Genomic DNA, 25159 nt, shown 5'->3' with positions numbered 1-25159 from the left:
GACCCTATGGCCACTCCCAGCGCTAGCTCTTATAACGCCGACGCCATCGAAGTCCTCTCGGGCCTCGACCCGGTGCGCAAACGCCCCGGTATGTACACCGACACCAGTCGGCCGAACCACCTCGCCCAGGAAGTCATCGACAACAGTGTCGACGAAGCCCTGGCCGGCCACGCCAAATCGGTACAGGTCATCCTGCACGCCGACCACTCGCTGGAAGTCAGCGACGACGGCCGTGGCATGCCGGTCGACATTCACCCGGAAGAGGGCGTGTCGGGCGTCGAGCTGATCCTCACCAAGCTGCATGCCGGTGGCAAGTTTTCCAACAAGAACTACCAGTTCTCCGGCGGTCTGCACGGCGTGGGTATTTCCGTGGTCAACGCCTTGTCGACCGAAGTCCGAGTGCGCGTAAAGCGTGACGGCAACGAATACCAGATGACCTTCAACGACGGCTTCAAAGCCTCGGAACTGGAAATCGTTGGCACCGTCGGCAAGCGCAACACCGGCACCAGCGTGTACTTCGCGCCGGATCCGAAATACTTCGATTCACCAAAATTCTCCATCAGCCGCCTCAAGCACGTGCTCAAGGCCAAGGCCGTTTTGTGCCCGGGGCTGCTGGTCAGCTTTGAAGACAAAGGCACCGGCGAGAAAGTCGAGTGGCATTACGAAGACGGCCTGCGCTCCTATCTGGTCGACGCCGTCAGCGAATTCGAACGCCTGCCGAACGAGCCGTTCTGCGGCGCTTTCGCCGGTAACAAAGAAGCGGTCGACTGGGCGCTGCTGTGGTTGCCGGAAGGTGGCGACGCGGTGCAGGAAAGCTACGTCAACCTGATCCCGACCGCGCAGGGCGGTACCCACGTCAACGGTTTGCGTCAGGGCCTGCTCGATGCCATGCGCGAGTTCTGCGAATTCCGCAGCCTGTTGCCGCGCGGCGTGAAGCTGGCGCCGGAAGACGTCTGGGAGCGCATCGCGTTCGTCCTGTCGATGAAAATGCAGGAGCCGCAATTCTCCGGCCAGACCAAAGAACGTTTGTCGTCCCGTGAAGCGGCGGCATTTGTCTCCGGCGTGGTCAAGGATGCGTTCAGCCTGTGGCTCAACGCCAACCCGGAAACCGGTCTGGCCCTGGCCGAACTGGCGATCAACAACGCCGGTCGTCGTCTCAAGGCCAGCAAGAAAGTCGAGCGCAAACGCGTCACTCAGGGCCCTGCGTTGCCGGGCAAACTGGCCGACTGCGCCGGGCAGGACCCGATGCGTTCCGAGCTGTTCCTGGTCGAAGGTGATTCCGCCGGTGGTTCCGCCAAGCAAGCGCGGGACAAGGAATTCCAGGCGATCCTGCCGTTGCGCGGCAAGATCCTCAACACCTGGGAAGTCGACGGCAGCGAAGTGCTGGCCAGCCAGGAAGTGCACAACATCGCTGTGGCCATCGGTGTCGATCCGGGCGCGGCGGACATGAGCCAGTTGCGCTACGGCAAGATCTGCATCCTCGCCGACGCCGACTCCGACGGTCTGCACATTGCCACGCTGCTCTGCGCTTTGTTCGTCCAGCATTTCCGCCCGCTGGTGGATGCCGGTCACGTCTATGTGGCGATGCCGCCGCTGTACCGCATCGACCTGGGCAAAGAGATCTACTACGCCCTCGACGAAGCCGAGCGCGACGGTATCCTCGACCGCTTGGTTGCCGAGAAGAAACGCGGCAAACCACAGGTCACCCGATTCAAAGGTCTGGGTGAAATGAACCCGCCGCAGTTGCGTGAAACCACCATGGACCCGAACACTCGGCGTCTGGTGCAACTGACGCTGGGTGAAGACTTCGCCGAAACCTCGGAAATGATGGACATGCTGCTGGCGAAGAAACGCGCCGGTGACCGCAAGACCTGGCTCGAATCCAAAGGCAACCTCGCCGAGGTGCTGGCCTGATGCGGTTTGGCTGGGCCTTGGCGGGTGCGTTGCTGCTGAGTGCGATGAGCGTGTCGGCCGAGCCGTTGCAGGAATTGCGCGTGCTCTCCGAGCACCCGGTCGACGGCATGCGCGGCGGCAACCTGTCGGGGCTGGCCATGTGTGGCGGCGAGTTGTGGACGGTGTCGGACCGCGATGACGATCAGATCTATCGGCTCAATACCGCCGATAAGGTCTGGCAGGCCGAAGCCTTGCACATCGACGTGCCGCTGGTGCCGGACACCGGTTTGCCGTGGGGGTTGCGCTCGCGCAATTGGGCCGCGTCGTTCGTGCGCGGTGGCGATCTGGATTTCGAGGGCATCAGCTGCGACAGCGCCGGCAATCGCTACATTGTCAGCGAAGGTCATGCGGCGGTCTTGCAGGTGCCCGTCAGCGGCCCGGTCAACTGGCTGAAGATCTCGCCGATGATGGTTCGCGAAGCGCGGGCCAGCGGCATGCTCCTGCATTTCAATGCGATCTTCGAAGGCCTGGCGATCAGCCCGGCGGGCGATCAGATGTGGCTTGCCGCCGAGCGGCAAAGCCGTGGCTTGCTGCTGATCAAGCGCCAGCAGACGGTGTGGGATTGCGACGGTCGTTGCGTGCTGCTCAGCGAGGGCGGCAAGGAAATGCAGCCGCCGCAGTTCCCGAAGGCCAGAGCGGTCGACCGAGACTTTTCCGACCTTTCGTTGTTTAACGGCAAATTGTTTACCCTTGAGCGCAACGCCTTCCAGATTTGTCGGCGCGATGCGCAGACCGCCAAGGTCGAGCGTTGCTGGTCGTACGCCGCTGAACTGTTGCAGGCCAACCGCCGTTATTCGCAGAACTTCGGGTTGGAAGAGGCGCTGATCGTTGACGCTGATGGTGCATGGGTCGGCGTCGACAATAATTTCGGCCCGCGCGCCGACGGTGAGGTTCGCCCGATCGTCTGGCGCTTCGCCGCACCTGACGGTGGCTGGAGCGCCAAGCCATGAGCCAGCAACCGCCGGGCAAGCGCGCCGGTCGGGTGCTGATGATTCTGGCGTGGTGCGCGGCTCTGTTTCTGGCCACACGGTTTTTCGGCCAGTGGGAGCAGCGTCAGCAGAATCCGAACGTGGTGGTTACGTCGGAGCAGGGCGAAGGTTTTATCGAGGTGAAACTGGCCGGCAACGCCCAAGGGCATTTTGTCGCCAGTGGTCAGATCAACGGTGAGCCGGTGGAGTTCATGCTCGACACCGGCGCAACCGACGTGGCGATCCCGGCGGATCTGGCCAAGCGTTTGAAACTGGAAGAAGGTTTCGGTGTGACCCTGAGCACGGCCAATGGCTTGAGCCAGGGCTATCGAACCAAAATCGACCGCCTGCAACTGGGCGACATCGTGCTGCGGGATGTTCGCGCACTGGTGGCGCCGGGGCTGCATGGCGATCAGGTACTGCTCGGCATGAGCGCCCTGAACAAACTTGAATTTACTCAGCGCGGTGGCACCATGCTGCTGCGCCAGACAACAAACCGATGAGGCCTGCATGAGCAACCCCCTTGATCTCAGCCTGGACGGTGTAGAACGCCGCTCGCTGGCCGACTTCACCGAAAGTGCCTACCTCAACTACTCCATGTACGTGATCATGGACCGTGCCTTGCCGCATATCGGCGACGGCCTGAAACCGGTACAGCGTCGCATCATTTATGCGATGAGCGAGTTGGGTCTGGACGCCGATTCCAAGCACAAGAAGTCGGCGCGTACCGTCGGTGACGTGCTCGGTAAATTCCACCCGCACGGCGACTCGGCGTGCTACGAAGCGATGGTGCTGATGGCCCAGCCGTTCAGCTATCGCTACACGCTGGTCGACGGCCAGGGTAACTGGGGTGCGCCGGACGATCCGAAGTCCTTCGCCGCCATGCGTTACACCGAAGCACGCTTGTCGCGGTATTCCGAAGTACTGCTCAGCGAACTGGGCCAGGGCACTGCCGACTGGGGTCCGAACTTCGACGGCACCCTGCAAGAGCCGCTGGTGCTGCCGGCGCGTCTGCCGAACATCCTGCTCAACGGCACCACTGGTATTGCCGTGGGCATGGCCACCGACGTGCCGCCGCACAACCTGCGTGAAGTCGCCACCGCTTGCGTGCGTCTGCTCGATGAGCCGAAAGCCACGGTCGAACAGCTCTGCGAACACATTCAAGGCCCGGACTATCCGACCGAAGCGGAAATCATCACGCCGCGCGCCGACCTGCTGAAGATGTACGAAACCGGCAAGGGTTCGGTGCGCATGCGCGCCGTGTACCACGTCGAAGACGGCGACATCATCGTCACCGCGTTGCCGCATCAGGTCTCCGGTGCCAAGGTGCTGGAGCAGATCGCCGCGCTGATGCAGGCGAAACCGTCGAAAGCCCCGCAGATCGCTGACCTGCGCGATGAATCCGACCACGAAAACCCGTGCCGCATCGTGATCATTCCGGTCAACAGCCGCGTCGATCACGAAGCGCTGATGCAGCACCTGTTCGCCAGCACCGAGCTGGAGTCGACCTATCGGGTCAACGTCAACATCATCGGTCTGGACGGCAAACCGCAGTTGAAAAACCTGCGCGCGCTGCTGGTCGAATGGCTGGAATTCCGCGTGCTGACCGTGCGTCGCCGGCTGCAATTCCGCCTCGACAAGGTCGAGCGACGTCTGCACCTGTTGGACGGTTTGTTGATTGCCTACCTCAACCTGGATGAAGTGATCCACATCATCCGTACCGAGGAACACCCGAAAGCCAAGCTGATCGAGCGTTTTGCCCTCAGCGAGATTCAGGCCGACTACATCCTCGATACCCGTCTGCGTCAGTTGGCGCGCCTGGAAGAGATGAAGCTGCGCGACGAGCAGGACGAACTGCTCAAGGAACAAGCCAAGCTGCAAGCCCTGCTGGGCAGCGAAGCCAAGTTGAAGAAGCTGGTGCGTACCGAGCTGATCAAAGACGCCGAAACCTATGGCGACGACCGCCGTTCGCCAATCGTCGAGCGCACCGAAGCCAAAGCGTTGACCGAACACGATCTGCTGCCGAACGAGAAAGTTACCGTCGTGCTGTCGGAAAAAGGCTGGATCCGTTCCGCCAAAGGTCACGACATCGACGCCACCGGCCTGTCGTACAAGGCTGGCGACGGCTTCAAGACCTCGGCGGCGGGGCGTTCCAACCAGTCTGCCGTGGTAATCGACTCCACCGGCCGCAGCTATTCGGTCGCCGCGCATACGCTGCCGTCGGCGCGTGGCCAAGGCGAACCGTTGACCGGTCGTCTGACGCCGCCGCCGGGTGCCTCGTTCGAATGTGTGCTGATGCCGGAAGACGACGCGCTGTACGTGATCGCTTCCGACGCCGGCTACGGTTTCGTGGTCAAAGGCGAAGACCTGCAAGCCAAGAACAAGGCCGGTAAAGCCCTGTTGAGCCTGCCAAACAACGCCAAAGTGATCGCGCCGCGTCCGGTGGCCGATCGTGAGCACAACTGGCTGGCCTCGGTCACGACCGAAGGTCGCCTGCTGATCTTCAAAATCAGCGATCTGCCACAATTAGGGAAGGGCAAAGGCAACAAGATCATCGGTATTTCCGGTGAGCGTGTGGCCAGTCGCGAAGAATATGTCACGGACATCGCCGTGCTTCCGGAAGGCGCCACCTTGGTGCTGCAGGCCGGAAAACGGACCCTGTCGCTGAAGGCCGATGACCTCGAACACTACAAAGGTGAGCGAGGACGTCGTGGTAATAAGCTTCCAAGGGGCTTCCAGAGAGTGGATGCACTGCTCGTCGAAAACCTCAATTAGGCGCCCTAGAGCGTTGGATCTACGATTTAACGCGTAGATCGACGCTTTGGCGCTGGAGTCGGAACGCATATTCACGGATGATATGGCCTTTCCAAGCGCCGGCGTGGCCGAGCGTTCTTCATATTTATTGAGTATTTTCACTGTGGTCAGCCTTGTGGCGGCCACCTGGACGGGATGATGACAGCTCTGCGCCCCCTTATTTTCCTGCTCGCCGGCGTTTTGGGCCTGGCGGGTTGCAGCGTTCACCAGCCGGTGTCGCTGTATCAACTGGACAGCGGAAGTCCGGTTCAGCCTGCGCAAAGCGCAGGCATGGCGGTTTTGTTAGGCCCGGTAGTCGTAGCCGATTACCTGCAACGTGAGACATTGCTGCAACGTCAACCCGATGGCAGCCTGCAAGCGGCGACCGACGGTCGTTGGGCGGGTAGCCTTTCGTCGGATATCGATCAGTTGTTGATGCGCCAGGTCGCGGGCCATCTGGACAGCCAGCGTGTGGTGCTGGCACCGGCCACAACCGGATTTACTCCGGATGTGCAGGTGCTGCTAACCATTACGCGTCTGGACTCCGGTCAGAAACAACCGGCGATCCTCGATGCGCAATGGCGTCTGATCGACCGCCGTGGTCAAGTGCGCGATAACCGCATCGTGCATCTGCAAGAGCTGCATGCCGGCAGTACCGCTTCGCAGGTTCAGGCCCAGGGCATTTTGCTGCAGCGTCTGGCCGAGCAATTGTCGGTAGCGCTCAAGCCATTGGCCAACCAGCCTCCGGTGGCTGAGGCGCCGCGTAAGTCGGCACCGAAACCGGCAGCACCGGCGGCGGAAGCCGAGAAGCAGCCGAAGATACCGATGGCTTCGCCAATTCGTACGGATATGGAAGTGTTCCGCTTCTAAGCCTGAACCGAGTCAGAACAGAGCCCGCCTTGTGCGGGCTTTGTTGTGTCTGGGGTTCTGCGTGAAAGATCAAAAGCCAGCCACAAAAAAGCCCGCAGACAATCACTCGTCGGCGGGCTTCTGTGTTTCTGGCCTAAGGTCTAAGGCTTACGCCCGACGCTCATGCATCCGCGCCAGCTGCCGCTCGAGCATCGACGGATAAGGCTCCATCAACCGCTCCACACAGCAAGCACCCTCAGGGCTGGCGATCGGCCGGATCCGCGCGCGCTGTCGGATCAACGCATCGTCACTGATCTTGCGTTCAACCAGCAGCAGGTTGCGGCTGTGCTGCGACAGAGCCAATGCATCCTGCGCCGAATCGGTCAGCAACAGATCAATCTGGCTCAGACCAAACAGCTCATCACCCAAAGTCAGGCCCAACTGCAATTGCAAGGTAATGCCACTGTCCGCGACTTCAATCTGCAACTGATGACCCAATGCCCGCAGCAGTTCACCGCAGCAGATCGCGTTGGTCAGGTAATCGTCGCCGCTGTCTTCGGTGTGGAACAGCATCAGCGTGCTGCCGTCGTTCAGGGTTTCGATTTCGCCCTGATACAACGAAGCGGCCTGATCGAGGCAGTCGCGATAACGCTCCTGCAACTCTTCCAGACGAGCCCGCGGCAAGCGGCGCAGTTGCTCCTGCGAGCCCAGTTGCACGGCCAGCACGGCGGTGTGCTGCGGCACGCTTGGCGACGGCTGGCGAACGACGGGTTGCGGCGCGACATTGAGCGACTCGTCGCGCAGGTCGGCGAATGCGTCATCGTCATCATCGTCTTCGACGGTGCTGACCAGATGTCGCGGTGCAGGCTTCTGCGCGGCCATCGGACGGGTTTCGTCGAAACTCGGATCACGCAAGTTGCGCACTTCGAATTCCGGCTCGTCCTCTTCGTCCTCGAACTCAGGCTCCGGTTCAGGTGCAGGCTCCGGCGCGTAGTTGGCGTGCAGCTGACGCGCCAGATCGCCGATTTCATCCTGACGATCGATGCCCGGCGTGTGCTCGTCGATACGGCGCAACCAGACGCGCAATTGCAGCAACGGCGTCGACAGGTAGCGACCCATGCGCAGGCTCAAGGCCAGCGACAGCGCCAAAAGAATCCCACTGAGAATGCCCATGCTTTGCAGGCTGATGGTCATTGGCTGCTGGAACTGATCCATGTCCAGGCTGATGCGCAGTTGCCCTGCAGTCACGTCCTGGAAGGTGATCTTGCTCTCGTACATGCCTTCGGCTTCGCCCAGCAGGCTGTGCTTGGGCCGCTGACCGGACTCGGCGAGGATGCGGTTATCCACGCTGTAGATCGCCGCGTGGGCCACCAGTTTGTTCTTGGTCAGGTTGTTGAGCAGCACGTTGAGGCTGAGGATGTCGTTGGACACCAACAGCTCGGTGGCCGAGGTCGCGGTCTGCGTGGTCAGGCTTTCGCCCAGCGCATCGGCCTGCTGGTGCATGGCCTGCTTGAATTGCAAACCCATCACGCCGGCATAGATCACCAGGGCCAGAGCGACCAGGATCACGTTATGGCTGGCAATGCGCAATGCAATCGGTACACGGCGGTGGCGCAGTGCACGGAAGATCAGCAGGAAGAAGTTATCGGTTTTAACTGGCGTGGGCCGGTTCACTGAGCTCGGCTCTTTTGTCCGTGAAGTTGACGCGCAGTATAGCGACAGGCCCTAGACCGGCAAAGCGCTCGCGGTGCCCGATGGTCACTGAAAGTGGGTAGAATGCGGTTTTTTTCCAGTTGCGGGGGTGCGCGTTGCGCGAAATCGTCCTGATTAACATCACGGGAGTCGACCGTCCGGGTCTGACGGCAGCCATTACCGGTGTTCTGGCACAAGGTGGTGTGAACATTCTCGACATCGGTCAGGCGGTGATCCACGACACCCTGTCGTTCGGCATCCTGGTTGAAATTCCCGATTCCGAGCAGGGTAAATCCGTGCTCAAGGACATCCTGTTCAAGGGCTACGAGCTCGACCAGCAGGTGCGTTTCACGCCGGTGTCCGAAGAGGATTACCAGCAATGGGTGGGCAATCAGGGCAAGAAGCGTCACATCGTCACCCTGCTGACCCGCAAAGTGACCGCCGGCCAATTGCAGGCGGTCAGTTCGATTACTGCCAAATACGGCTTGAACATCGATCACATCGACCGTCTGTCGGGTCGCATGCCGCTGGACACGCCAGCCGACAAAGGCAAGGGCTGCATCGAGTTCTCCGTACGTGGCGAAGCGGCTGATCCGCAGGCCTTGCGCGCCGAATTCCTCAGCGTTGCCCAAGAGCTGAATGTGGACATCGCCTTTCAGGAAGATTCGCTGTTCCGTCGCAACCGTCGTCTGGCGGTGTTCGACATGGATTCGACGCTGATCGAGGCCGAGGTTATCGATGAACTGGCCAAGGCTGCCGGGGTTGGCGAGCAAGTCTCCGAAATCACTGAGCGGGCCATGGCCGGCGAACTGGATTTCCGCGCCAGCTTCAAAGAACGTCTGGCCCTGCTTAAAGGTCTGGATGTCAGCGTGCTGGATTCGATCGGTGCCTCGCTGCGTCTGACCGAGGGCGCCGAAACGCTGTTCGCCGAACTCAAGCGTCTGGGCTACAAGACCGCGATCCTCTCCGGCGGCTTCACCTACTTTGCCAAGCAATTGCAGGCCAAACTCGGCATCGACTACGTGTTCGCCAACGAGCTGGAAGTGGTCGACGGCAAGTGTACTGGCGTGGCGATCGAGCCGATCGTCGATGCCCAGCGCAAGGCTGATTTGCTGAAAGAGCTGGCGCACAAGGAAGGTTTGCGTCTGGAGCAGACCATCGCGGTCGGCGACGGCGCGAATGACCTGCCGATGCTGGCAATTGCCGGGTTGGGTGTGGCGTTCCGCGCCAAACCACTGGTCAAACAGTCGGCGAAGCAGGCGATTTCGACGTTGGGGCTGGATGGCGTGCTGTATCTGCTGGGCTTCCGTGATCGCGACGGGCAGTTGTAATTAAAGATCAAAAGATCGCAGCCTTCGGCAGCTCCTACAGAGGAATATGCATTTTCCTGTAGGAGCTGCCGAAGGCTGCGATCTTTTGCTTTAAAGCGACTTCCACAACGAATCAAAATCCTCCTCACTCCCGCCATTTTTCGCAGCCTCCAGCGAGCGATAGGCAAACTGATTGAAGCTGTGCGTGCTCGCCACCCGGCGATCCAGCCCGGCGCGGTGTTCTTCGCCCTGGGTGTTGATCAGCACTTTACTGCCTTCCTGAAACGGCAAACGCGGTGCCAGCAAGGTCGCCGGCAAGTCGATCGCACTGATTTCCGGTAGCAATAATCCGCGCAAATACTGACTGTGATCGTCCCGTGAGCGCACCAGTTGCAGGCCGCAAGGCTGGGCATGTGGCGCCACCAGCTCAATGCCCATTTGCGTGCCGCCGCCGCGCACCTGGCGGATCCAGCGAATGACCGCGATGCTCCAGCCCAGACTAACACTGTCCTGAATGCCGAGCATTTCCCCGGCCTGCAGCTCGGCGGGCACTTCATTCGGCCACGCCAGGCAATATCCGCCGGGGCTGTGATTGATTACTGGCAGAGCGTGGGTCGGGTAGTGCGGCGTACTGTCGGTGCCGCTTTCATCCTCGAGCAAATGGTCGTACTGGATTTCCTCGTAAGGCAAAAATTCATCAGTTTTGCTCTGCGGTGCAGCGTCGAAGGCTTGGCTCCAACTGTCCCTTTCACCTTTGGCGACGGCACTGCTGAAATTCGCCGAGCGCGTTCCGGGGTGCTTGAGCAGCTCGCTGAAACTGCGCTCGCCACCCAGATAAAAGTGCAGGGCGCTCATGCCCACGCACACGGTCAGATGGCCCTGGCCGACGGTGCGCTGAAAGCTGCGCTCGGCGGCTTGTCCCCAGGTGGCGTGCAGGTGTTGCAGGGTGTCGAAGCTCAGCCCGGGCGGAACGGGCAGCGGCGTCGATGTGGGTTGATGCTGCAAATGCGCTTCGATGGCGTTCACCAGCGGCTGCGGATCGAAGCCGAGCAATCCGGCCTGTTCTTCGCTGCGAAACATGTTGCGATAGCGCGGGCCGGCATCGATTGCCGGGCTGATCGCAAACAGGCCTTCGCTTGAGCGACCGGGATGTAATTTGAGCAGGGCGCTCCACGGTTCGAGCACTTCGGCCAATCGGGCGATCTGGTTCTGCCGCAATTGATTGCAGCGGGCACTGCCCAGGAGCAGGGCAGCGATGTAAGTCTGTTCCAGCGTGAGTTCGGTGGTAAGGCTGGCGAGATCGTCGTGGACCCGGCGCTGTTGCAGTTGCAGTTCGCAGGTGATGCGATACAACTGATGCAGTTCGAACCACACGTGCTCCGGCGGCGAGCTATACAGCTGGGTGGCCCGCAGCACCTGGCCTTTGAGTGCATGGGCCGCCCGTTGCAGGGCGGTGCTGACCAACGCCGCACGATCCTTGCTGTACTTCGGCGCAATTCGCAGCACGATTTGCTTGTAGCCGATGGCCAGATGGCTTTGCAGTGCCTGGCACAGATTGCTGATCTTGCGCGAACGCTCGTCGAGCATGATCGCCTGATGCAGGAAGTGCCGCTCCAGATGCTGGCAGACGAAATAAACCTCGGGGCGCAGCAGCTCCAGCAGGTTGAGGCGGTTGTCGCTGGGCGTGAGCAACTGGTTGAGTTCGCCCAGGCCTTGATACAGCAGGCGGGCGGTTTCGCCGATGTTGGCTTTGGGCAGGCCGGCGATCCAGCGCTTGAGGTCGCGCGGGGTGGCTTCGCAAAACGACAGGCGCGTTTGCGTCGGGATCGGGGCGCTCAGCGGTGGGGCGGAGATGGTCTGGCTCATGCCAAAAACCATAGCAGCAAATGGACGAACCGGCCTTGAACCTGTAGGAGCTGCCGAGGCTGCGATCTTTTGATGTTGATTTTAGAAACCAGGATCAAAGGATCGCAGCCTTCGGCAGCTCCTACAAGGGGGCGACCGTCAGTTCAGGGATCAGGCGTTTGGCAGCGCCAGGCCTTGGCCCATCTGCACTGGCGAACCGGCGACCAGTTCTTCAGCCCATTTGACCTGATCCGGCCCGAACAGCACGATCGCGGTCGAACCCAGTTTGAAGCGGCCCAGTTCGGCACCTTTTTCCAGATGGATCGGGGCACGGGCGGCTTCGTCGTAGCGGAAGGTTTTCAGTTCACGCTTCGGCGGCGTGACCAGACCGGCCCATACGGTTTCGATCGAAGCGACGATCATCGCGCCGACCAGCACTACAGCCATCGGGCCGCGCTCGGTGTCGAAGATGCACGCCACGCGCTCGTTGCGAGCGAACAGTTCCGGTACGTTTTCAGCGGTGGTCTGATTCACCGAGAAGATCCGGCCCGGGATGTAGACCATTTCGCGCAGGGTGCCGGCCAGCGGCATGTGCACGCGGTGGTAGTCTTTCGGCGACAGGTAGATGGTGGCGAAGTCGCCGCCCATGAACGGCGCTGCGTTGGCCGCATCTCCGCCGAGCAGTTCCAGCACGCTGAAGCTGTGGCCCTTGGCCTGGAACACGCGACCGTGCTCGATCGGGCCGAGCTGGCTGACCGCACCGTCGGCCGGGCTGAGGATCGCACCCGGAGTTTCGTCCAGTGGACGCGCGCCGTCTTTCAGGGCGCGGGTGAAGAAGGCGTTGAAGTGCTCGTAAGCGGTCAGGTCTTCGACCAGCGCTTGCGACATGTCCACCTGATAACGCTTGGCGAACCATTGGGTAAAGGCATTCTTGAACCAGCGCACGCGGCACTCGGCAATGCAGCCAGCCAGGCGGGACAGCAGGTGATGAGGCAGCAGGTACTGGCTGAGGATAAACAGACGCTCTTTCATTGGTTGTCCTTAAAAAACCTTAAATCTCGACTGGCGTGTCAGGGTGGTTGCCCCATTCGCCCCAGGAACCGGCGTAGCCCTTGACCCGCGGATAACCGAGGGACTTGGCCACCAGATAAGTGAAGCCCGACCGGTGGTGGGTCTGGCAGTGGGTAATGATTTCTTTGTCCTTGGTGATCCCGAGGTCTTCGAGAATCTGCGGCATGTCCGTACGGATGCGCAGCTGACGCGCCTTGTCCATGCCGGCAGTCCATTCGAAATTGACCGCGCCGGGAATGTGCCCGGCCTTGGCGGCCAGCACTTTCTCGCCGGAATACTCCAGCGGCCCGCGCGCATCCCAGATCGCCAGATCGGCAGCGCCGAGACGGCTTTGCAGGTATTCGCGCGTGGCAGTCGGTGCTTCGTCCAGGGTCAATGCCAGCGGCCCACCGACAATCGGCGGAACCTGGATCGACATCGGCATACCATCCGCCAGCCACGCCGGCAGACCACCGTCTATATAGTGGTACTTGTCGTGACCGATGACGTCGAGCAGCCAGATGAAGCGCCCGGCCCAGCCGCCGCCTTCGTCGTCATAGACCACGTAGACCGCGTCTTTGCGATGGCCCAGTTCACCGAACAACGCCTCCAGATCAGCTTTCGCCGGCAGCAGGCCCGGCGCCGGCGGTTGACCGAGCTGGGTGCGTTTCGGATCGACAAAGCGTGCGCCGGGCAGATGACCTTCGGTGTAACGGGCAGCGCTGGTCAGATCCACCAGAATCAGTTCAGGGGAATCGAGGCGCGGGAGCAGGTCGCTCGGCTCGATGACGAGCGGCAAGCCAGAGAAGTCAGACATGTGAGGTCTCCAGGGCACAAAGGGGGGAATTGTAGCGCAGCCTCATCGGCCACGGCTGCTAAAGCTGTGCAGGGCTTTTTCGATGCACTGCGCGGTTTTGCCAAAAGCTTGCACGGTGATGTCGGCAAACGGCCCGCCGCCCTGATCGGCGACCACAATCATGATTACCCGGCCGTTATTCACCAGTGAGCGCAGGAACAGATGCTCGCCGCGAAACAGTGTGCGCAGGCCCGGCGGCAGCAGCGCGGAGAACTGCGCGTTGTTGTCCGGGGTAATCCGCACCTGTGCCTGTTGCGCCAGCAGCCGTTGCAGCACGCTGCTCTGGCTGACGACAAAATTCAGCGCCGCTGCTTCTTTCGGTAGCCCGGCGGTTTGATTCACGCGCAGATTCGACTGCGTGCGATCGGCCATCAGGATCATCACCCGGCGCATGCCGCTGGCGACCAGCGCATCGCGAGCGGCGACGGTCAGGCTCATCGCATTGGTGAAGCGGCTCGGTTCGGCGAGCAGTTCGGCGCATTGGCGGCGCCATTGGCCAAGGTCTTCAGCGCTCGGCGCAGCAGCCGGCAACATGCCTGCCGGCAAACGGTGCGTGCCCCATGGCCACAGTAGCGAAACCGCCGGGTGCCACAGATCGGGCATTGCATGCTGGCGTGCACTGTTGGCAGCCTGCTGGTGCAGTTGCTGCTGCACCTCGTCCATCGAGATTTGCAGATAAAGGCTGGTCAGGTACTGCCAGCGTTCGCTGTGCGGACTGTCCCAGGCTTGTTGCGCCGACAGCGCCAGACCATTGGCAAGCAGCACGGTGTTGGCTGGCTGGTTGAGCCAGCGGCGCAACGTCGGGTCATCGTCAAGGCGATTTTGCTGGCGCAGCGGATGTTCGCTGTCGCGGGCAATGCGCAGCACCTTCACCAGCTCGCGTTGTTCACTGAGCAGCAGTTTATAACCCTGCTGCACCCAGATCGGCAGGTGCCAGGCCTGCACCAACGCTTCTGCGATTTTCAGCAGGCGTACACCAAACAATTGTTTTTCGACTACGCGGGCCGATTCGCCCTTGTGAATAACCCGCAGTTCCCACTCTTCGAGCAATTGCGGATACGTCAGCGCCATCGGCCACAGCGGCGACAGAAACAGCAGGCTGCCCCAGTGAATGTCCTGCCACAGCCGCGCCAGGCGACTGGCGAAAAAACCGTTGGCCTGTTGCGTCGCGTGCTGGCTGATCATCTGCAATTGGCGCAGCGCCTTGGGGATTTGCATCAGCGGTTCGGCGGGCAGGCGCGCCAGCAATTCTTCGGTGCGGGCGAGGCCAAGGCGATTGATCGCCACCTCAAGGTTTTCCGCTGGGGTGGCCATGGTCCCGTGGGTGTGACGATTCGCCTCACGGATGATGCTCAAGGCCAGCGCCGGGCTGTCCTGCATCAGGTCGGCGATGTCGCGCAACGAACTGCGATTGTCACGGATCGCTCGGCAGACCTTGTCGTGAGCGTCTTGCGGTACGGGCAGCCGGACGCTGTCGAGCAACTTTACCCAGCCGTCAATGGTGGTCGGTTTTGCGTGTGGGACGTTCGTTTCATTAGCCATGTCTGGACGGGATCTTCACTGACTGTAGACGCGCCCGGCATGGGCTAAATTGGCTTTTCGCCTGAACTGGCTATAGTCTGGCGCAGTTTTGCCGATAAGTAGAAGAAGAGATTTTTTAACTTCCGAATATGACCTTGAACCCGACTTAAATAAGTACTTTCTACCTATGGCTAAAATTATCGGCATCATCGTCGTATTCGCGAGCGTGCTCGGCGGATACGTGCTCTCCCACGGCAAGATTGCCGCCCTGATCCAGCCTTTCGAGGTGATGATCATCGGTGGTGCTGCACTCGGTGCATTCCTGCAGGCCAACCCCGGCTACATGACGATGCACGTGCTCAAGAAATCCCTGAGCATGTTCAGTTCACGCTTCAGCCACACGTTCTATCTGGAAGTGCTCGGGCTGATCTACGAGATCCTCAACAAGAGCCGCCGCGAAGGCATGATGGCCATCGAAGGCGACATCGAAGATGCCGCCGCGAGCCCGATCTTCGCCAAGTACCCGGCAGTGCTCAAAGACGAACGCATGACCGCGTTCATCTGCGATTACCTGCGCATCATGTCGTCCGGCAACATGGCGCCGCACGAGCTGGAAGGCTTGTTCGACATGGAACTGTACAGCCTCAAAGAAGACCTTGAGCATCCATCTCATGCGGTGAACGGCATCGCCGATGCCATGCCCGGTTTCGGTATCGTCGCGGCGGTACTCGGTATCGTGGTGACCATGGCCTCGCTGGGTGAGGGCGATCAGAAGTCGATCGGTCTGCACGTCGGTGCGGCACTGGTCGGTACCTTCTTCGGTATTCTCGCGGCGTACGGTTTTTTCGGCCCGCTGGCGCACTCGCTGGCCCACGATGCCAAGGAAGAGCTGAACGTCTACGAAGCCATCAAGGCCTCGCTGGTGGCTTCTGCTTCCGGCATGCCGCCGTCGCTGGCGGTCGAGTTCGGTCGCAAGGTGCTGTACCCGGCCCACCGTCCAAGCTTTGCCGAGCTGGAACAAGCCGTTCGCGGTCGCTAAGAAATGGAAAATAATCAGCCGATTATCATCAAGCGCGTCAAGCGCATAGCCGGCGGGCATCACGGCGGGGCGTGGAAAATCGCTTTCGCCGACTTCGCCACGGCGATGATGGCGTTCTTCCTGGTGTTGTGGCTGTTGTCCACGGCAACGCCGGAGCAGAAGATCGCCATCGCCGGTTACTTCAAAGACCCGGTCGGCTTCTCCGAAAGCGGTACGCCGTACATCATCGATCTGGGCGGCACGCCGACCCTGGCGCCGGAAAACACCCTTAACCCGGAAGTGAAATCGCAGCCGCAACCCGACAAGGTCACGGTCGACACCGAACAGGTTGAAGGCATGGCCGAGCAGGTCGAGAAGGAACGTCTGGAGCTGCTCCTGCAAGAACTGCAGAACAAGGTCGACGAGAACCCGCAACTGCAGAAGTTCAAGGACCAGATCCTCTTCGAGATCACGCCGAACGGCTTGCGCATCCAGATCATGGACGCCGAGAACCGGCCGATGTTCGACTCCGGTTCTGCTCGCCTGAAGCCGTACTTCGAAGACATCCTGCTGGCCATGGCCGACACCATCAAAGCGGTGCCGAACAAGATCAGCATCAGCGGCCACACCGACGCCAAGCCGTACACCGGCACCGGTGATTTCGGTAACTGGGAATTGTCGGCCAACCGTGCCAACGCCGCTCGTCGTGCCTTGATCGCCGGCAGCTATCCGGATGCGCAAGTGGCGCGGGTCGTCGGTTATGCCTCGTCGGCGCTGTTCGACAAGGAAAACCCGTTCAACCCGGTCAACCGCCGCATCGATATTGTCGTACTGACCAAGAAAGCCCAGGCGGCCATCGAAGGTGCGCAAGGTGCCGATCCAGCGAAACCTGCAGATCAAGGTCAGAACGGCGCCGCTCCGGCAACACCGGTTGACCCGAATGCACTGCCGGCGGATCAGCAACCGGTGCCTGCACACGAGCTGCGCGAACGCTTGAACCTGTTCGACGACGCTGCGCCGAAACCGCCTGAGCCGGGGAGTGCGGCGCCCGCGCCTGCTGCCCCTCCAGCCACTGTGCCGGCCCCCACGCCGAAACAGTGACCGACAAAAAGCCACGGTTACCGTGGCTTTTTTGTATCTGCCTGCGTCGCAATGACCAGTCGCAGTTTTCGCAATCACGGAAGATCAGTAAATGGAAAGACTCAAAGCCTATTTTCAACGGCATGGCAACGCACCCTTCAAATTTGGCGAGGGGCGGGTCAGTGGCTATATATCAGCCACCCTCGGGCTGTTGAGCCTGTTGGCGGTGTTTTGTTTTCTCTTCCCGGAATGGCTGACCACGGCCGAACTGCGCAAGGTCTATGACGAGCAGTTTGCGCGCACCACGCTGTTGCTTGGTCTGGTGCTGTCATTCAGCCTCGGCACCCTGAATATCCTCCTTAACAAGCGTAAACGCCTAGGAATCACCGGTCTGGTCGCATCGGGCCTGGCGGTATTCCTCGGTGGCACCAATGTTCAGGTCAGTTCGATCGGACAGACCCCGTACTCGCTGGGCCTGGACTGGTTTGTGCTGGCGCTGCTGGTGTCGGCGATCGTGTTCATTCCTCTGGAGAAGCTTTATTCCAAGGATCCCGAGCAAAACATCCTGCGCCCGCACTGGCGCACCGACCTGACCTACTTTTTCGTCAGCCACATGCTGGTGCAATTCATCCTGATCTTCATCACCGCCTCCTCGAGTTACATCGCCGGTTGGGCGATGTCGCCAAGCTTGCAGACCAGCGTGCAAAGCCTGCCGCTAGTTGTGCAGTTTCTGCTGGCGATCCTGGTTGCCGATCTAGGTCAATATTGGCTGCACCGGCTCTACCATGTGGTGCCATGGCTGTGGCGTATCCACGCGGTGCATCACTCCAGTACGCACATGGACTGGCTCGCCGGTTCGCGTGTGCACTTCATCGAAATCCTGCTGACCCGAACCGGTGTGCTGGTGCCGTTGATGCTGCTGGGCTTCGCGCCGCAAGCATTGAATGCCTATGTGATTCTGGTCGGTGTTCAGGCAGTACTCGCCCACGCCAACGTGCGGATCAACGGCGGCTGGCTGAATTACCTGATCGTGCTGCCGCGCTATCACCATTGGCACCATGCTCGGCACAAGGATTACATCTACAAGAACTACGCCATCCACACGCCGCTGGTGGACATGCTGTTCGGCACCTTCAAGTTGCCGCCCAAAGAATGGCCGGTACGTTACGGCGTGTTCGGCAAGGAGTTGCCGGGCGGGATTGTGCGTCAGCATCTGTATGCGTTTCAGAAACCTGAGCCGAAAATGGTCGTGCCAAAACCGCCCGCCAGCGTTTGAGGCAAAAAAAAGCCGCGAGATGATCGCGGCTTTTTTGTGTCCGGCTACTTAATAGCCGTTTTCCGGCAGGCTGGCGATGATCGAGCGGTAGCTGTTCATCCGCTGCTGCTGGATGCGTCCGTCTTCGAGTGCCTTGAGCAGCGCACAACCCGGTTCGCGGTCATGTTTGCAATCGCGGAAGCGGCAGGTGCCGAGCAGATCATCGAACTCGATGAAGCCTGCTTCGACATCGGCGCGGCTGACGTGGCCGAGGCCGAACTCACGGATACCCGGGGAATCGATCAGTTCACCGCCGCCAGGGAAGTGAAACAGCCGTGCGGTGGTTGTCGTGTGCGTGCCCTGGCCGGACAGTTCGGACAGCGGCCCGACACGGGTTTCAACCTCAGGCAGCAAGCTGTTGACCAATGACGACTTGCCGACACCGGACTGGCCGACGAACACGCTGATGCGCCCGTCGAGTTGCTGTTGCAGTTGTTCCATGCCGTTGCCGTGGTGCGCCGAGACTTCCAGCACCGGATAACCCAGCGTGCGATACACCGCCAGCAGCGCATTGAGCGCCGGGGCGTTCTGCTCGTCGATCAGGTCGAACTTGTTCAGCAGCAGCAATGGACGGATGCCGGCGTGTTCGGCAGCAACCAGATAACGGTCGATCAGGTTGGCGTGAGGCTCGGGCAGCGGCGCGAAGACGATGACGATCATGTCGACGTTGGCGGCTACCGGTTTGAGCTGACCACGGCTGTCCGGGCGGCACAGTTCGGTGGTGCGCGGCAGTTGCGCGACGATCACACCAATGCCCTGATTGCCGGCACGCCAGACGACGGTATCACCGGTCACCAGTGCGGGCAGGTTGGCGCGCAAGTGGCAGCGGAAGACCTGGCCGGCCTGATCGCCGTCAACAGCTTCGACCTCGACCTGCACACCGAAGTGGGCGATCACCAGACCTGTTTGCTCCGGGCCCAGATCGCCGCCCTCAAGGGCTTCGACCGCCGAGGACTCGCGTTTGGCGGCGCGTGCGGCGCGTTCGCCCTGAATCTTTTCGATGCGCCAGTTTTGACGACGATTGAGTTGGCGTTTGGCCATGGGTGTTCCGTCTGAAGAATGCAGCGATTAGGTAAAACGGCCGCGAGTTTAGCACGCCCGGCCACCGGCCTAGGCTAAACTGCGCAGCATTGCCTAGGAGCCGAAATATGCCAAACCCGCAGAACCTGATCTGGATCGACCTGGAAATGACCGGTCTGGATCCGGAAAACGACGTCATCATCGAGATGGCCACTATCGTCACCGATAGCGATCTGAACACGTTGGCCGAAGGGCCGGTGATCGCCATCCACCACAGTGACGAAGTGCTGGCCCGCATGGACGAGTGGAACACTCGTACCCACGGCAACTCCGGCCTGACCCAGCGCGTGCGCGACAGCCGCATCAGCATGGCCGAGGCAGAAGCCGAAACCATCGCCTTCCTGGAAAAATGGGTGCCGAAGGGCAAATCGCCGATCTGTGGCAACAGCATCTGCCAGGATCGCCGCTTCCTTTATACGCATATGAAGTCGCTGGAAAGCTACTTCCACTACCGCAACCTCGACGTTTCCACGCTCAAGGAACTGGCCGCGCGCTGGGCGCCGGACGTGCGCGACAGCTTCAAGAAAGGCAGCACGCACCTGGCGCTGGACGACATCCGCGAATCGATCGCCGAGTTGCAGCACTACCGCAAGCATTTCATCAAGTTCTAATGCCTGGCGATGGGGGCGGGCATTGCGATTGCCCCCTTTTGGTGCCGCACTGAAATGGCTAGACTGCGCGCCTTCCTGCCTGGATCGCCACCATGTTGCTGATGCTCTATCTGATCGCCATTACTGCTGAAGCCATGACTGGCGCCCTCTCTGCCGGGCGGCGCGGCATGGACTGGTTTGGCGTGGTGCTGATCGCCTGCGTGACAGCCTTGGGCGGTGGCTCGGTGCGCGATGTACTGCTCGGGCATTATCCTCTGACCTGGGTAAAACACCCGGAATACCTGGTGCTGACCTCGGTCGCTGCAATGTTCACCGTGTTCACCGCGCGCTGGATGCGCCATCTGCGTTCGCTGTTCCTGGTGCTCGACGCCGTCGGCCTGGTGGCGTTCACCCTGATTGGCTGCATGACCGCGCTGGAAATGGGCCACGGCATGCTGGTCGCGTCGGTCAGCGGTGTGATCACTGGCGTCTTCGGCGGCATCCTGCGCGATATCTTCTGCAATGACATACCGCTGATTTTCCGCCGAGAGCTATACGCCAGCGTCTCGTTTGCGGCGGCGTGGTGTTACATGCTTTGCCTGTATCTGAACGTGCCGAGCGAGCAGGCGATTTTGATTACGCTGTTTGGCGGCTTTCTATTGCGTTTGTTGGCGATTCGCTTTCATTGGGAAATGCCCAAGTTCGTTTACAACGACGCGCCTTGACGTTTGGCGTGTTGCTTCAGCGCCCATTCGACGTGCTCTTGTACCAGCGCTGACGGGTATTCACGGCGCGCCTTCAATGCTTCCAGAACCGGAATGCTCGAGGGGGCGTTGCCCAGTCCCACGGCCAGATTGCGCAGCCAGCGTTCATACCCGGCCCGACGCAGCGGTGAGCCTTCGGTACTGCTGAGAAATTTGTCTTCGTCCCACATGAACAGTTCAGCCAGTTCAGCGTTGTCCAGATTGTGCCGTGGCTTGAAGTCGCTTTCCCCGGAGTGCTTGGCGAACCGGTTCCACGGGCAGACGATCTGGCAGTCATCGCAACCGAACACACGGTTGCCGATCAGCGGTCGCAAATCTTCGGGGATCGCGTTTTTCAGTTCGATGGTCAGGTAGGAAATGCAGCGGCGCGCGTCCAGCACGTAAGGGCCGACGAATGCGTTGGTCGGGCAGATATCGAGGCACGCAGTACAGCGGCCGCAGTGTTCGTTGCTGTGCGGCTCATCCACCGGCAACGGTAGATCGACGAACAGTTCGCTCAAGAAAAAATAGCTGCCGGCCTTGCGATTCAGCACCAGGGTGTTTTTGCCGATCCAGCCCAGCCCGGCCTGTTCGGCAATGGCTTTTTCCAGCACGGGCGCGCTGTCGACAAACGCGCGGAAACCGAACGGGCCAATCTCCGATTGAATCTTGTCGGCCAATTGCTGCACACGTTTACGGATCAATTTGTGGTAATCGCGGCCCAAGGCATAACGCGACACGTAAGCTTTTTCCGGTTGCGCCAGCATTTGCGCCATTTGCGTATCGCCCGGCAGGTAGTCCATGCGCAGCGAGACCACGCGCAACGTGCCCGGCACCAGCTCTTCCGGGTGCGAGCGTTTGCTGCCATGGGCGCCCATGTAGTCCATTTCGCCGTGGTAGCCGGCCTCGAGCCAGCGCGCGAGATGCTGCTCATGCTCGGCCAGATCCAGGCCGCTGATGCCGACTTGCTGAAAGCCCAGCTCGCGACCCCAATCCTTGATCGATTGGGCGAGGGCGGGCAGGTCTGTGGTGATGGCGGACATGAGGCGAGAGAAACCGGAGCTGAGGTGCGTATAATTCTGCCAGACATCGGAGCCCGAAGACGCATGCCGCACACGAAAGATCAATTACCCGACGCGCTGTATGGCGCCGCACAGGTGCGCGAACTCGATGCACGGCTGATTGCCGCCGGTACGCCGGGCTTCGAATTGATGCAGCGCGCGGCCCATTCGACGTGGCGAGCACTGGTGCGGCAATGGCCGTCGGCGACTGAACTGACGGTGCTGGCCGGGCATGGCAACAATGCCGGTGACGGTTATCTGGTCGCGGCCTTGGCGCAGCGAGCCGGCTGGCAGGTGCGGGTGTTGGCGGTCGGCGATCCGCAGCGTTTGCAGGGCGATGCCGCGCAGGCCCATGCCGAAGCGTTGGCGGAAGGTGTTGCGGTGCAGGCCTGGCAGGCTGAAAGCGAATTACGCGGCGTCATTCTCGATGCATTGCTCGGCACGGGTCTGAGCGGGGACGTGCGCGAGCCTTATCTCTCGGCGATCAAGGCAATCAACGCCAGCGGTTTGCCGGTGACCGCCGTCGATATTCCTTCTGGTCTGAGCGCCGACACCGGGCATGTTCTGGGCGCCGCTGTGCAGGCTGATCTTACGGTGACCTTTATCGGGCTGAAAATCGGTCTGTTCACCGGCGACGCAGCGGATCATGTCGGCCAATTGGTATTTAACGATTTGCAGGCCCGCGCCGACATCTATCGTGACATTCCATTTATCGCCCGAAGGCTCAACACGGCTAATCTTCCGAGGTTGGCGGCGCGTGCCCCGACTTCGCACAAGGGCCGTTTCGGCCATGTGCTGTTGATCGGCGGCGATCACGGTTTTGGCGGGGCGATTCTGCTCAGCACCGAAACGGCCCTGCGCAGTGGCGCGGGCATGGTGTCGCTGGCGACCCGTCCTGAACACATCCCCGCAGCACTGAGTCGAGTGCCGGAAGCCATGGCGCTCGGCGCGTCTTCTGCCAATCAGTTGATGGGTTTGCTGGAGAAAGTTTCTGTGCTGGTGGTCGGCCCGGGACTTGGGCAGGCCAGTTGGGGCCGCGCACTGTTGTCGGCGGCCGCCAACGCAGCACTGCCGCAAGTATGGGACGCCGACGCATTGAACCTGCTGGCGAGCGGTTTCGTTGAGTTGCCCAAGGATTGCGTGATCACCCCGCATCCGGGCGAAGCCGCGCGCTTGCTGGGAATCAGCACCGCCGAAGTGCAAGCGGATCGTCCGGCGGCGGCGCTGGCATTGAGCAAAAAATATACAGCGGTTGTGGTGTTGAAAGGCGCCGGCAGCCTGATCGCTCACCCCGATGGCCGTCTGGCGTTGTGTCACCAAGGTCATCCGGCCATGGCCACCGCCGGACTCGGCGACGTGCTGGCCGGTTTGACCGGTGCGCTGCTGGCACAAGGCATGGACGGCTTCGATGCTGCCTGCCTGGCCGTCTGGCTGCACGCCAATGCCGGTAGGCAACAAGGAAAATTCGGCCGTGGGCTGGCGGCCAGTGATCTGATTCCAGCCATTCGTCAGTTGTTGGAGGAGCAAGCACCGTGTCTGAAGTAACCCTGTACCTGGCCGATGAACAGGCCATGAGCGACTTTGGCGCACGGATTGCCCGCGTGACTCAAGGCCACGGGCTGATTTTTCTCGAAGGCAACCTGGGCATGGGCAAAACCACGCTATCGCGGGGCATCATTCGTGGCTTGGGCCACGTTGGCTCGGTAAAAAGTCCGACCTTCACCTTGGTCGAACCCTACGAAATCGGTGACATCCGCGCCTTCCACTTCGACCTGTATCGCCTGGTCGATCCGGAAGAACTGGAGTTTCTCGGCATCCGCGACTACTTCGAAGACGACGCCCTTTGCCTGATCGAGTGGCCCGATAAAGGTGCAGGCTTTTTGCCAAAGCCTGACCTGACCATTACCATTAGCCCGCAAGACAGCGGGCGTTCGCTGAAAATTTTATCCCAGGGCTCGCGTGGCGAGGCCTGGTGTGCCGCTTTGGCATTGGAATCCAATTAAATGATGGGGTTAGGTATGCGCTTTCGCGCGTTGGTGGCTGCCGCTGGACTGTTGTTGATGGCAGTAACCGTCAACGCTGTGGCCGATTCGAAGGTCAACAGCGTGCGCCTGTGGCGGGCGCCGGACAACACGCGACTGGTCTTCGACCTCAGCGGTCCGGTGCAGCACAGCGTGTTTACCCTGACCGCTCCGGATCGACTGGTCATCGACATCAACGGCGCCACCCTCGGTGCGCCACTGAATGTGCAGACTGCGAACACGCCGATCACCGCAATGCGTTCGGCCCAGCGTACGCCGACCGATTTGCGCGTGGTCATCGACCTGAAGAAAGCCGTCACCCCGAAAAGCTTCTCGCTGGCGCCGAACGCGCAGTACGGCAACCGTCTGGTGGTAGACCTGTTCGATAACCCGGCCGACGCCGCCCCGCCGCCTGCGCCAACGCCGCAGGTGGCGACAGTGCCAGCGGTCCCGGTAACCCCGACCGAGCCGGCAATCAAGTTGCCACCAGCCCCAGCCGGCAAACGCGACATTATTGTCGTGATCGATGCCGGCCACGGCGGCGAAGACCCGGGTGCGTCCGGCTCGCGCGGTCAGCGTGAGAAAGACGTGGTATTGCAGATCGCCCGCGAGTTGCAGCGTCAGGTCAACGGCATGAAAGGCTTCCGCGCCGAATTGACCCGTACCGGCGACTACTTCATCCCGCTGCGCGGCCGTACCGAAATCGCCCGCAAGAAGGGCGCCGACCTGTTCGTCTCGATTCACGCCGACGCTGCGCCGTCTGCGGCCGCCTTCGGCGCCTCGGTGTTTGCCCTGTCTGATCGCGGTGCAACTTCCGAGACAGCGCGTTGGCTGGCCGACAGCGAAAACCGTTCCGACTTGATCGGTGGTGCCGGCAACGTCAGCCTCGACGACAAGGACCGCATGCTCGCGGGCGTGTTGCTCGACCTGTCGATGACCGCCTCGCTGACCTCCAGCCTCAACGTCGGGCAGAAAGTCCTGACCAACATCGGCCGTGTCACGCCACTGCACAAACAGCGTGTGGAGCAGGCCGGGTTCATGGTGCTGAAGTCGCCGGACATCCCGTCGATCCTGGTCGAAACCGGCTTCATCTCCAACGCCAACGAAGCGAACAAACTCTCGGCGTCGAGCCACCAGCAAGCGCTGGCGCGTTCGATCAGCAGCGGCGTGCGTCAGTTCTTCCAGCAGAACCCGCCGCCGGGCACGTACATCGCCTGGCTGCGTGATTCCGGCAAGATCGCCCAAGGCCCGCGCGATCACCGCGTCGGCCCGGGTGAGACGCTGGCGATGATCGGCGTGCGTTATCAGGTGTCGCCGGCCACGCTGCGTGCCGCCAACAACCTGAAAAGCGATGAGCTGAAAGTCGGTCAGCACTTGACCATTCCAGGCACCGAACTGGCGTCCAAAGAATGAA

The 25159-nt window shown here is 61.0% G+C and carries 21 protein-coding genes; 14 read left to right on the top strand and 7 right to left on the bottom strand.

Annotation, left to right across the window (positions count from 1 at the left end):
• The first annotated feature begins 6 nt into the window (after nucleotides 1-6).
• From parE to ACI514_RS22795, 5 genes are all read left to right on the top strand, one after another.
• Nucleotides 7-1914: a DNA topoisomerase IV subunit B gene (gene parE / locus ACI514_RS22815; protein WP_103304642.1), complete on the top strand. Its 1908-nt coding sequence runs from the start codon at nucleotides 7-9 to the stop codon at nucleotides 1912-1914.
• On the top strand, nucleotides 1914-2903 hold the full coding sequence (locus tag ACI514_RS22810; RefSeq protein ID WP_034151666.1) for an esterase-like activity of phytase family protein: 990 nt from the start codon (nucleotides 1914-1916) through the stop codon (nucleotides 2901-2903). The genes parE and ACI514_RS22810 overlap by 1 nt, the downstream gene beginning before the upstream one ends.
• Entirely contained in the window at nucleotides 2900-3424 is a 525-nt protein-coding gene (locus tag ACI514_RS22805; protein WP_034151665.1) for a TIGR02281 family clan AA aspartic protease, read from the top strand. The genes ACI514_RS22810 and ACI514_RS22805 overlap by 4 nt, the downstream gene beginning before the upstream one ends.
• A 7-nt stretch (nucleotides 3425-3431) precedes the next feature.
• The gene (parC, locus tag ACI514_RS22800; RefSeq protein WP_034151664.1) at nucleotides 3432-5696 is read left to right on the top strand and encodes a DNA topoisomerase IV subunit A; all 2265 of its coding nucleotides are present in this window, start codon (nucleotides 3432-3434) and stop codon (nucleotides 5694-5696) included.
• Between the two features lie 177 nt (nucleotides 5697-5873).
• Nucleotides 5874-6584 (top strand): membrane integrity-associated transporter subunit PqiC, encoded by a 711-nt coding sequence (locus ACI514_RS22795; protein WP_007915780.1) that lies wholly within the window; start codon nucleotides 5874-5876, stop codon nucleotides 6582-6584.
• A gap of 147 nt (nucleotides 6585-6731) precedes the next feature.
• Here the strand turns inward: ACI514_RS22795 and ACI514_RS22790 are convergent, their stop codons facing one another.
• Nucleotides 6732-8237 (bottom strand): AhpA/YtjB family protein, encoded by a 1506-nt coding sequence (locus ACI514_RS22790; RefSeq protein WP_108224384.1) that lies wholly within the window; start codon nucleotides 8235-8237, stop codon nucleotides 6732-6734.
• A 134-nt stretch (nucleotides 8238-8371) separates the two neighbouring features.
• Here ACI514_RS22790 and serB point away from each other — a divergent pair, with 134 nt between their 5' ends.
• Nucleotides 8372-9586: a phosphoserine phosphatase SerB gene (gene serB, locus ACI514_RS22785; RefSeq protein ID WP_008079219.1), complete on the top strand. Its 1215-nt coding sequence runs from the start codon at nucleotides 8372-8374 to the stop codon at nucleotides 9584-9586.
• Between the two features lie 90 nt (nucleotides 9587-9676).
• Here serB and ACI514_RS22780 read toward each other — a convergent pair whose 3' ends face one another.
• From ACI514_RS22780 to ACI514_RS22765, 4 genes are all read right to left on the bottom strand, one after another.
• A complete protein-coding gene (locus ACI514_RS22780) occupies nucleotides 9677-11431 on the bottom strand; it encodes a molecular chaperone (protein ID WP_405122427.1) in 1755 nt (584 codons plus the stop codon).
• A 150-nt stretch (nucleotides 11432-11581) separates the two neighbouring features.
• A complete protein-coding gene (gene asd, locus ACI514_RS22775) occupies nucleotides 11582-12442 on the bottom strand; it encodes an archaetidylserine decarboxylase (protein WP_077570589.1) in 861 nt (286 codons plus the stop codon).
• Between the two features lie 19 nt (nucleotides 12443-12461).
• Nucleotides 12462-13277: a thiosulfate sulfurtransferase gene (gene rhdA / locus ACI514_RS22770; protein ID WP_160055321.1), complete on the bottom strand. Its 816-nt coding sequence runs from the start codon at nucleotides 13275-13277 to the stop codon at nucleotides 12462-12464.
• 42 nt (nucleotides 13278-13319) lie between these two features.
• Nucleotides 13320-14858, bottom strand: a complete 1539-nt coding sequence (locus tag ACI514_RS22765; protein ID WP_160055324.1) for an HDOD domain-containing protein — start codon at nucleotides 14856-14858, stop codon at nucleotides 13320-13322.
• A gap of 166 nt (nucleotides 14859-15024) precedes the next feature.
• Between ACI514_RS22765 and motA the strand changes: the two genes are divergently transcribed.
• The 3 genes from motA (at nucleotide 15025) to ACI514_RS22750 (ending at nucleotide 18211) form a co-directional block, all read left to right on the top strand.
• A complete protein-coding gene (gene motA / locus ACI514_RS22760) occupies nucleotides 15025-15876 on the top strand; it encodes a flagellar motor stator protein MotA (RefSeq protein WP_007952169.1) in 852 nt (283 codons plus the stop codon).
• Nucleotides 15877-15879: 3 nt separating this feature from the next.
• Nucleotides 15880-16956, top strand: a complete 1077-nt coding sequence (gene motB / locus ACI514_RS22755; protein ID WP_160055327.1) for a flagellar motor protein MotB — start codon at nucleotides 15880-15882, stop codon at nucleotides 16954-16956.
• Between the two features lie 91 nt (nucleotides 16957-17047).
• Entirely contained in the window at nucleotides 17048-18211 is a 1164-nt protein-coding gene (locus ACI514_RS22750; RefSeq protein WP_160055330.1) for a sterol desaturase family protein, read from the top strand.
• A 48-nt stretch (nucleotides 18212-18259) separates the two neighbouring features.
• Here ACI514_RS22750 and rsgA read toward each other — a convergent pair whose 3' ends face one another.
• Complete coding sequence (gene rsgA, locus ACI514_RS22745; RefSeq protein ID WP_038360332.1) at nucleotides 18260-19291, bottom strand: small ribosomal subunit biogenesis GTPase RsgA; 1032 nt, start codon at nucleotides 19289-19291, stop codon at nucleotides 18260-18262.
• A gap of 107 nt (nucleotides 19292-19398) precedes the next feature.
• On the opposite strand from rsgA, the gene orn reads away from it, so the two are divergent.
• Nucleotides 19399-19941, top strand: a complete 543-nt coding sequence (gene orn / locus ACI514_RS22740) for an oligoribonuclease (RefSeq protein WP_077570608.1) — start codon at nucleotides 19399-19401, stop codon at nucleotides 19939-19941.
• 92 nt (nucleotides 19942-20033) lie between these two features.
• A complete protein-coding gene (locus ACI514_RS22735) occupies nucleotides 20034-20645 on the top strand; it encodes a trimeric intracellular cation channel family protein (RefSeq protein WP_095120635.1) in 612 nt (203 codons plus the stop codon).
• On the opposite strand, the gene queG is transcribed toward ACI514_RS22735, so the two are convergent.
• Nucleotides 20627-21706 (bottom strand): tRNA epoxyqueuosine(34) reductase QueG, encoded by a 1080-nt coding sequence (queG, locus tag ACI514_RS22730; protein WP_160055333.1) that lies wholly within the window; start codon nucleotides 21704-21706, stop codon nucleotides 20627-20629. The two genes, ACI514_RS22735 and queG, sit on opposite strands and share 19 nt — an antisense overlap.
• 63 nt (nucleotides 21707-21769) lie before the next feature.
• Here queG and ACI514_RS22725 point away from each other — a divergent pair, with 63 nt between their 5' ends.
• From ACI514_RS22725 to ACI514_RS22715, 3 genes are read left to right on the top strand one after another with little or no spacing between them, the layout of a single operon-like run.
• Nucleotides 21770-23269 (top strand): NAD(P)H-hydrate dehydratase, encoded by a 1500-nt coding sequence (locus ACI514_RS22725; RefSeq protein WP_160055336.1) that lies wholly within the window; start codon nucleotides 21770-21772, stop codon nucleotides 23267-23269.
• A complete protein-coding gene (gene tsaE, locus ACI514_RS22720) occupies nucleotides 23257-23727 on the top strand; it encodes a tRNA (adenosine(37)-N6)-threonylcarbamoyltransferase complex ATPase subunit type 1 TsaE (RefSeq protein ID WP_160055339.1) in 471 nt (156 codons plus the stop codon). The genes ACI514_RS22725 and tsaE overlap by 13 nt, the downstream gene beginning before the upstream one ends.
• A 57-nt stretch (nucleotides 23728-23784) precedes the next feature.
• On the top strand, nucleotides 23785-25158 hold the full coding sequence (locus ACI514_RS22715; RefSeq protein ID WP_371748301.1) for an N-acetylmuramoyl-L-alanine amidase: 1374 nt from the start codon (nucleotides 23785-23787) through the stop codon (nucleotides 25156-25158).
• The last annotated feature ends 1 nt before the right edge of the window (nucleotide 25159 follow it).

Origin of the sequence: Pseudomonas sp. M20 (assembly GCF_045037865.1) — a bacterium.
Lineage (GTDB): Bacteria > Pseudomonadota > Gammaproteobacteria > Pseudomonadales > Pseudomonadaceae > Aquipseudomonas.
The sequence above is the reverse complement of the archived record's forward strand: the minus strand, read 5'-3'. Positions and strand labels throughout refer to the sequence as shown.

Coding starts and splice junctions, on each gene's coding strand:
- parE (WP_103304642.1), top strand. CDS start 7: ATGGCCACTCCCAGCGCTAGCTCTTATAACGCCGACGCCATCGAAGTC.
- ACI514_RS22810 (WP_034151666.1), top strand. CDS start 1,914: ATGCGGTTTGGCTGGGCCTTGGCGGGTGCGTTGCTGCTGAGTGCGATG.
- ACI514_RS22725 (WP_160055336.1), top strand. CDS start 21,770: ATGCCGCACACGAAAGATCAATTACCCGACGCGCTGTATGGCGCCGCA.
- ACI514_RS22765 (WP_160055324.1), bottom strand. CDS start 14,858: ATGGCTAATGAAACGAACGTCCCACACGCAAAACCGACCACCATTGAC.
- ACI514_RS22780 (WP_405122427.1), bottom strand. CDS start 11,431: ATGAGCCAGACCATCTCCGCCCCACCGCTGAGCGCCCCGATCCCGACG.
- ACI514_RS22750 (WP_160055330.1), top strand. CDS start 17,048: ATGGAAAGACTCAAAGCCTATTTTCAACGGCATGGCAACGCACCCTTC.
- ACI514_RS22735 (WP_095120635.1), top strand. CDS start 20,034: ATGTTGCTGATGCTCTATCTGATCGCCATTACTGCTGAAGCCATGACT.
- parC (WP_034151664.1), top strand. CDS start 3,432: ATGAGCAACCCCCTTGATCTCAGCCTGGACGGTGTAGAACGCCGCTCG.
- orn (WP_077570608.1), top strand. CDS start 19,399: ATGCCAAACCCGCAGAACCTGATCTGGATCGACCTGGAAATGACCGGT.
- rhdA (WP_160055321.1), bottom strand. CDS start 13,277: ATGTCTGACTTCTCTGGCTTGCCGCTCGTCATCGAGCCGAGCGACCTG.
- ACI514_RS22805 (WP_034151665.1), top strand. CDS start 2,900: ATGAGCCAGCAACCGCCGGGCAAGCGCGCCGGTCGGGTGCTGATGATT.
- rsgA (WP_038360332.1), bottom strand. CDS start 19,291: ATGGCCAAACGCCAACTCAATCGTCGTCAAAACTGGCGCATCGAAAAG.
- motB (WP_160055327.1), top strand. CDS start 15,880: ATGGAAAATAATCAGCCGATTATCATCAAGCGCGTCAAGCGCATAGCC.
- ACI514_RS22795 (WP_007915780.1), top strand. CDS start 5,874: ATGACAGCTCTGCGCCCCCTTATTTTCCTGCTCGCCGGCGTTTTGGGC.
- queG (WP_160055333.1), bottom strand. CDS start 21,706: ATGTCCGCCATCACCACAGACCTGCCCGCCCTCGCCCAATCGATCAAG.
- asd (WP_077570589.1), bottom strand. CDS start 12,442: ATGAAAGAGCGTCTGTTTATCCTCAGCCAGTACCTGCTGCCTCATCAC.
- motA (WP_007952169.1), top strand. CDS start 15,025: ATGGCTAAAATTATCGGCATCATCGTCGTATTCGCGAGCGTGCTCGGC.
- ACI514_RS22715 (WP_371748301.1), top strand. CDS start 23,785: ATGGCAGTAACCGTCAACGCTGTGGCCGATTCGAAGGTCAACAGCGTG.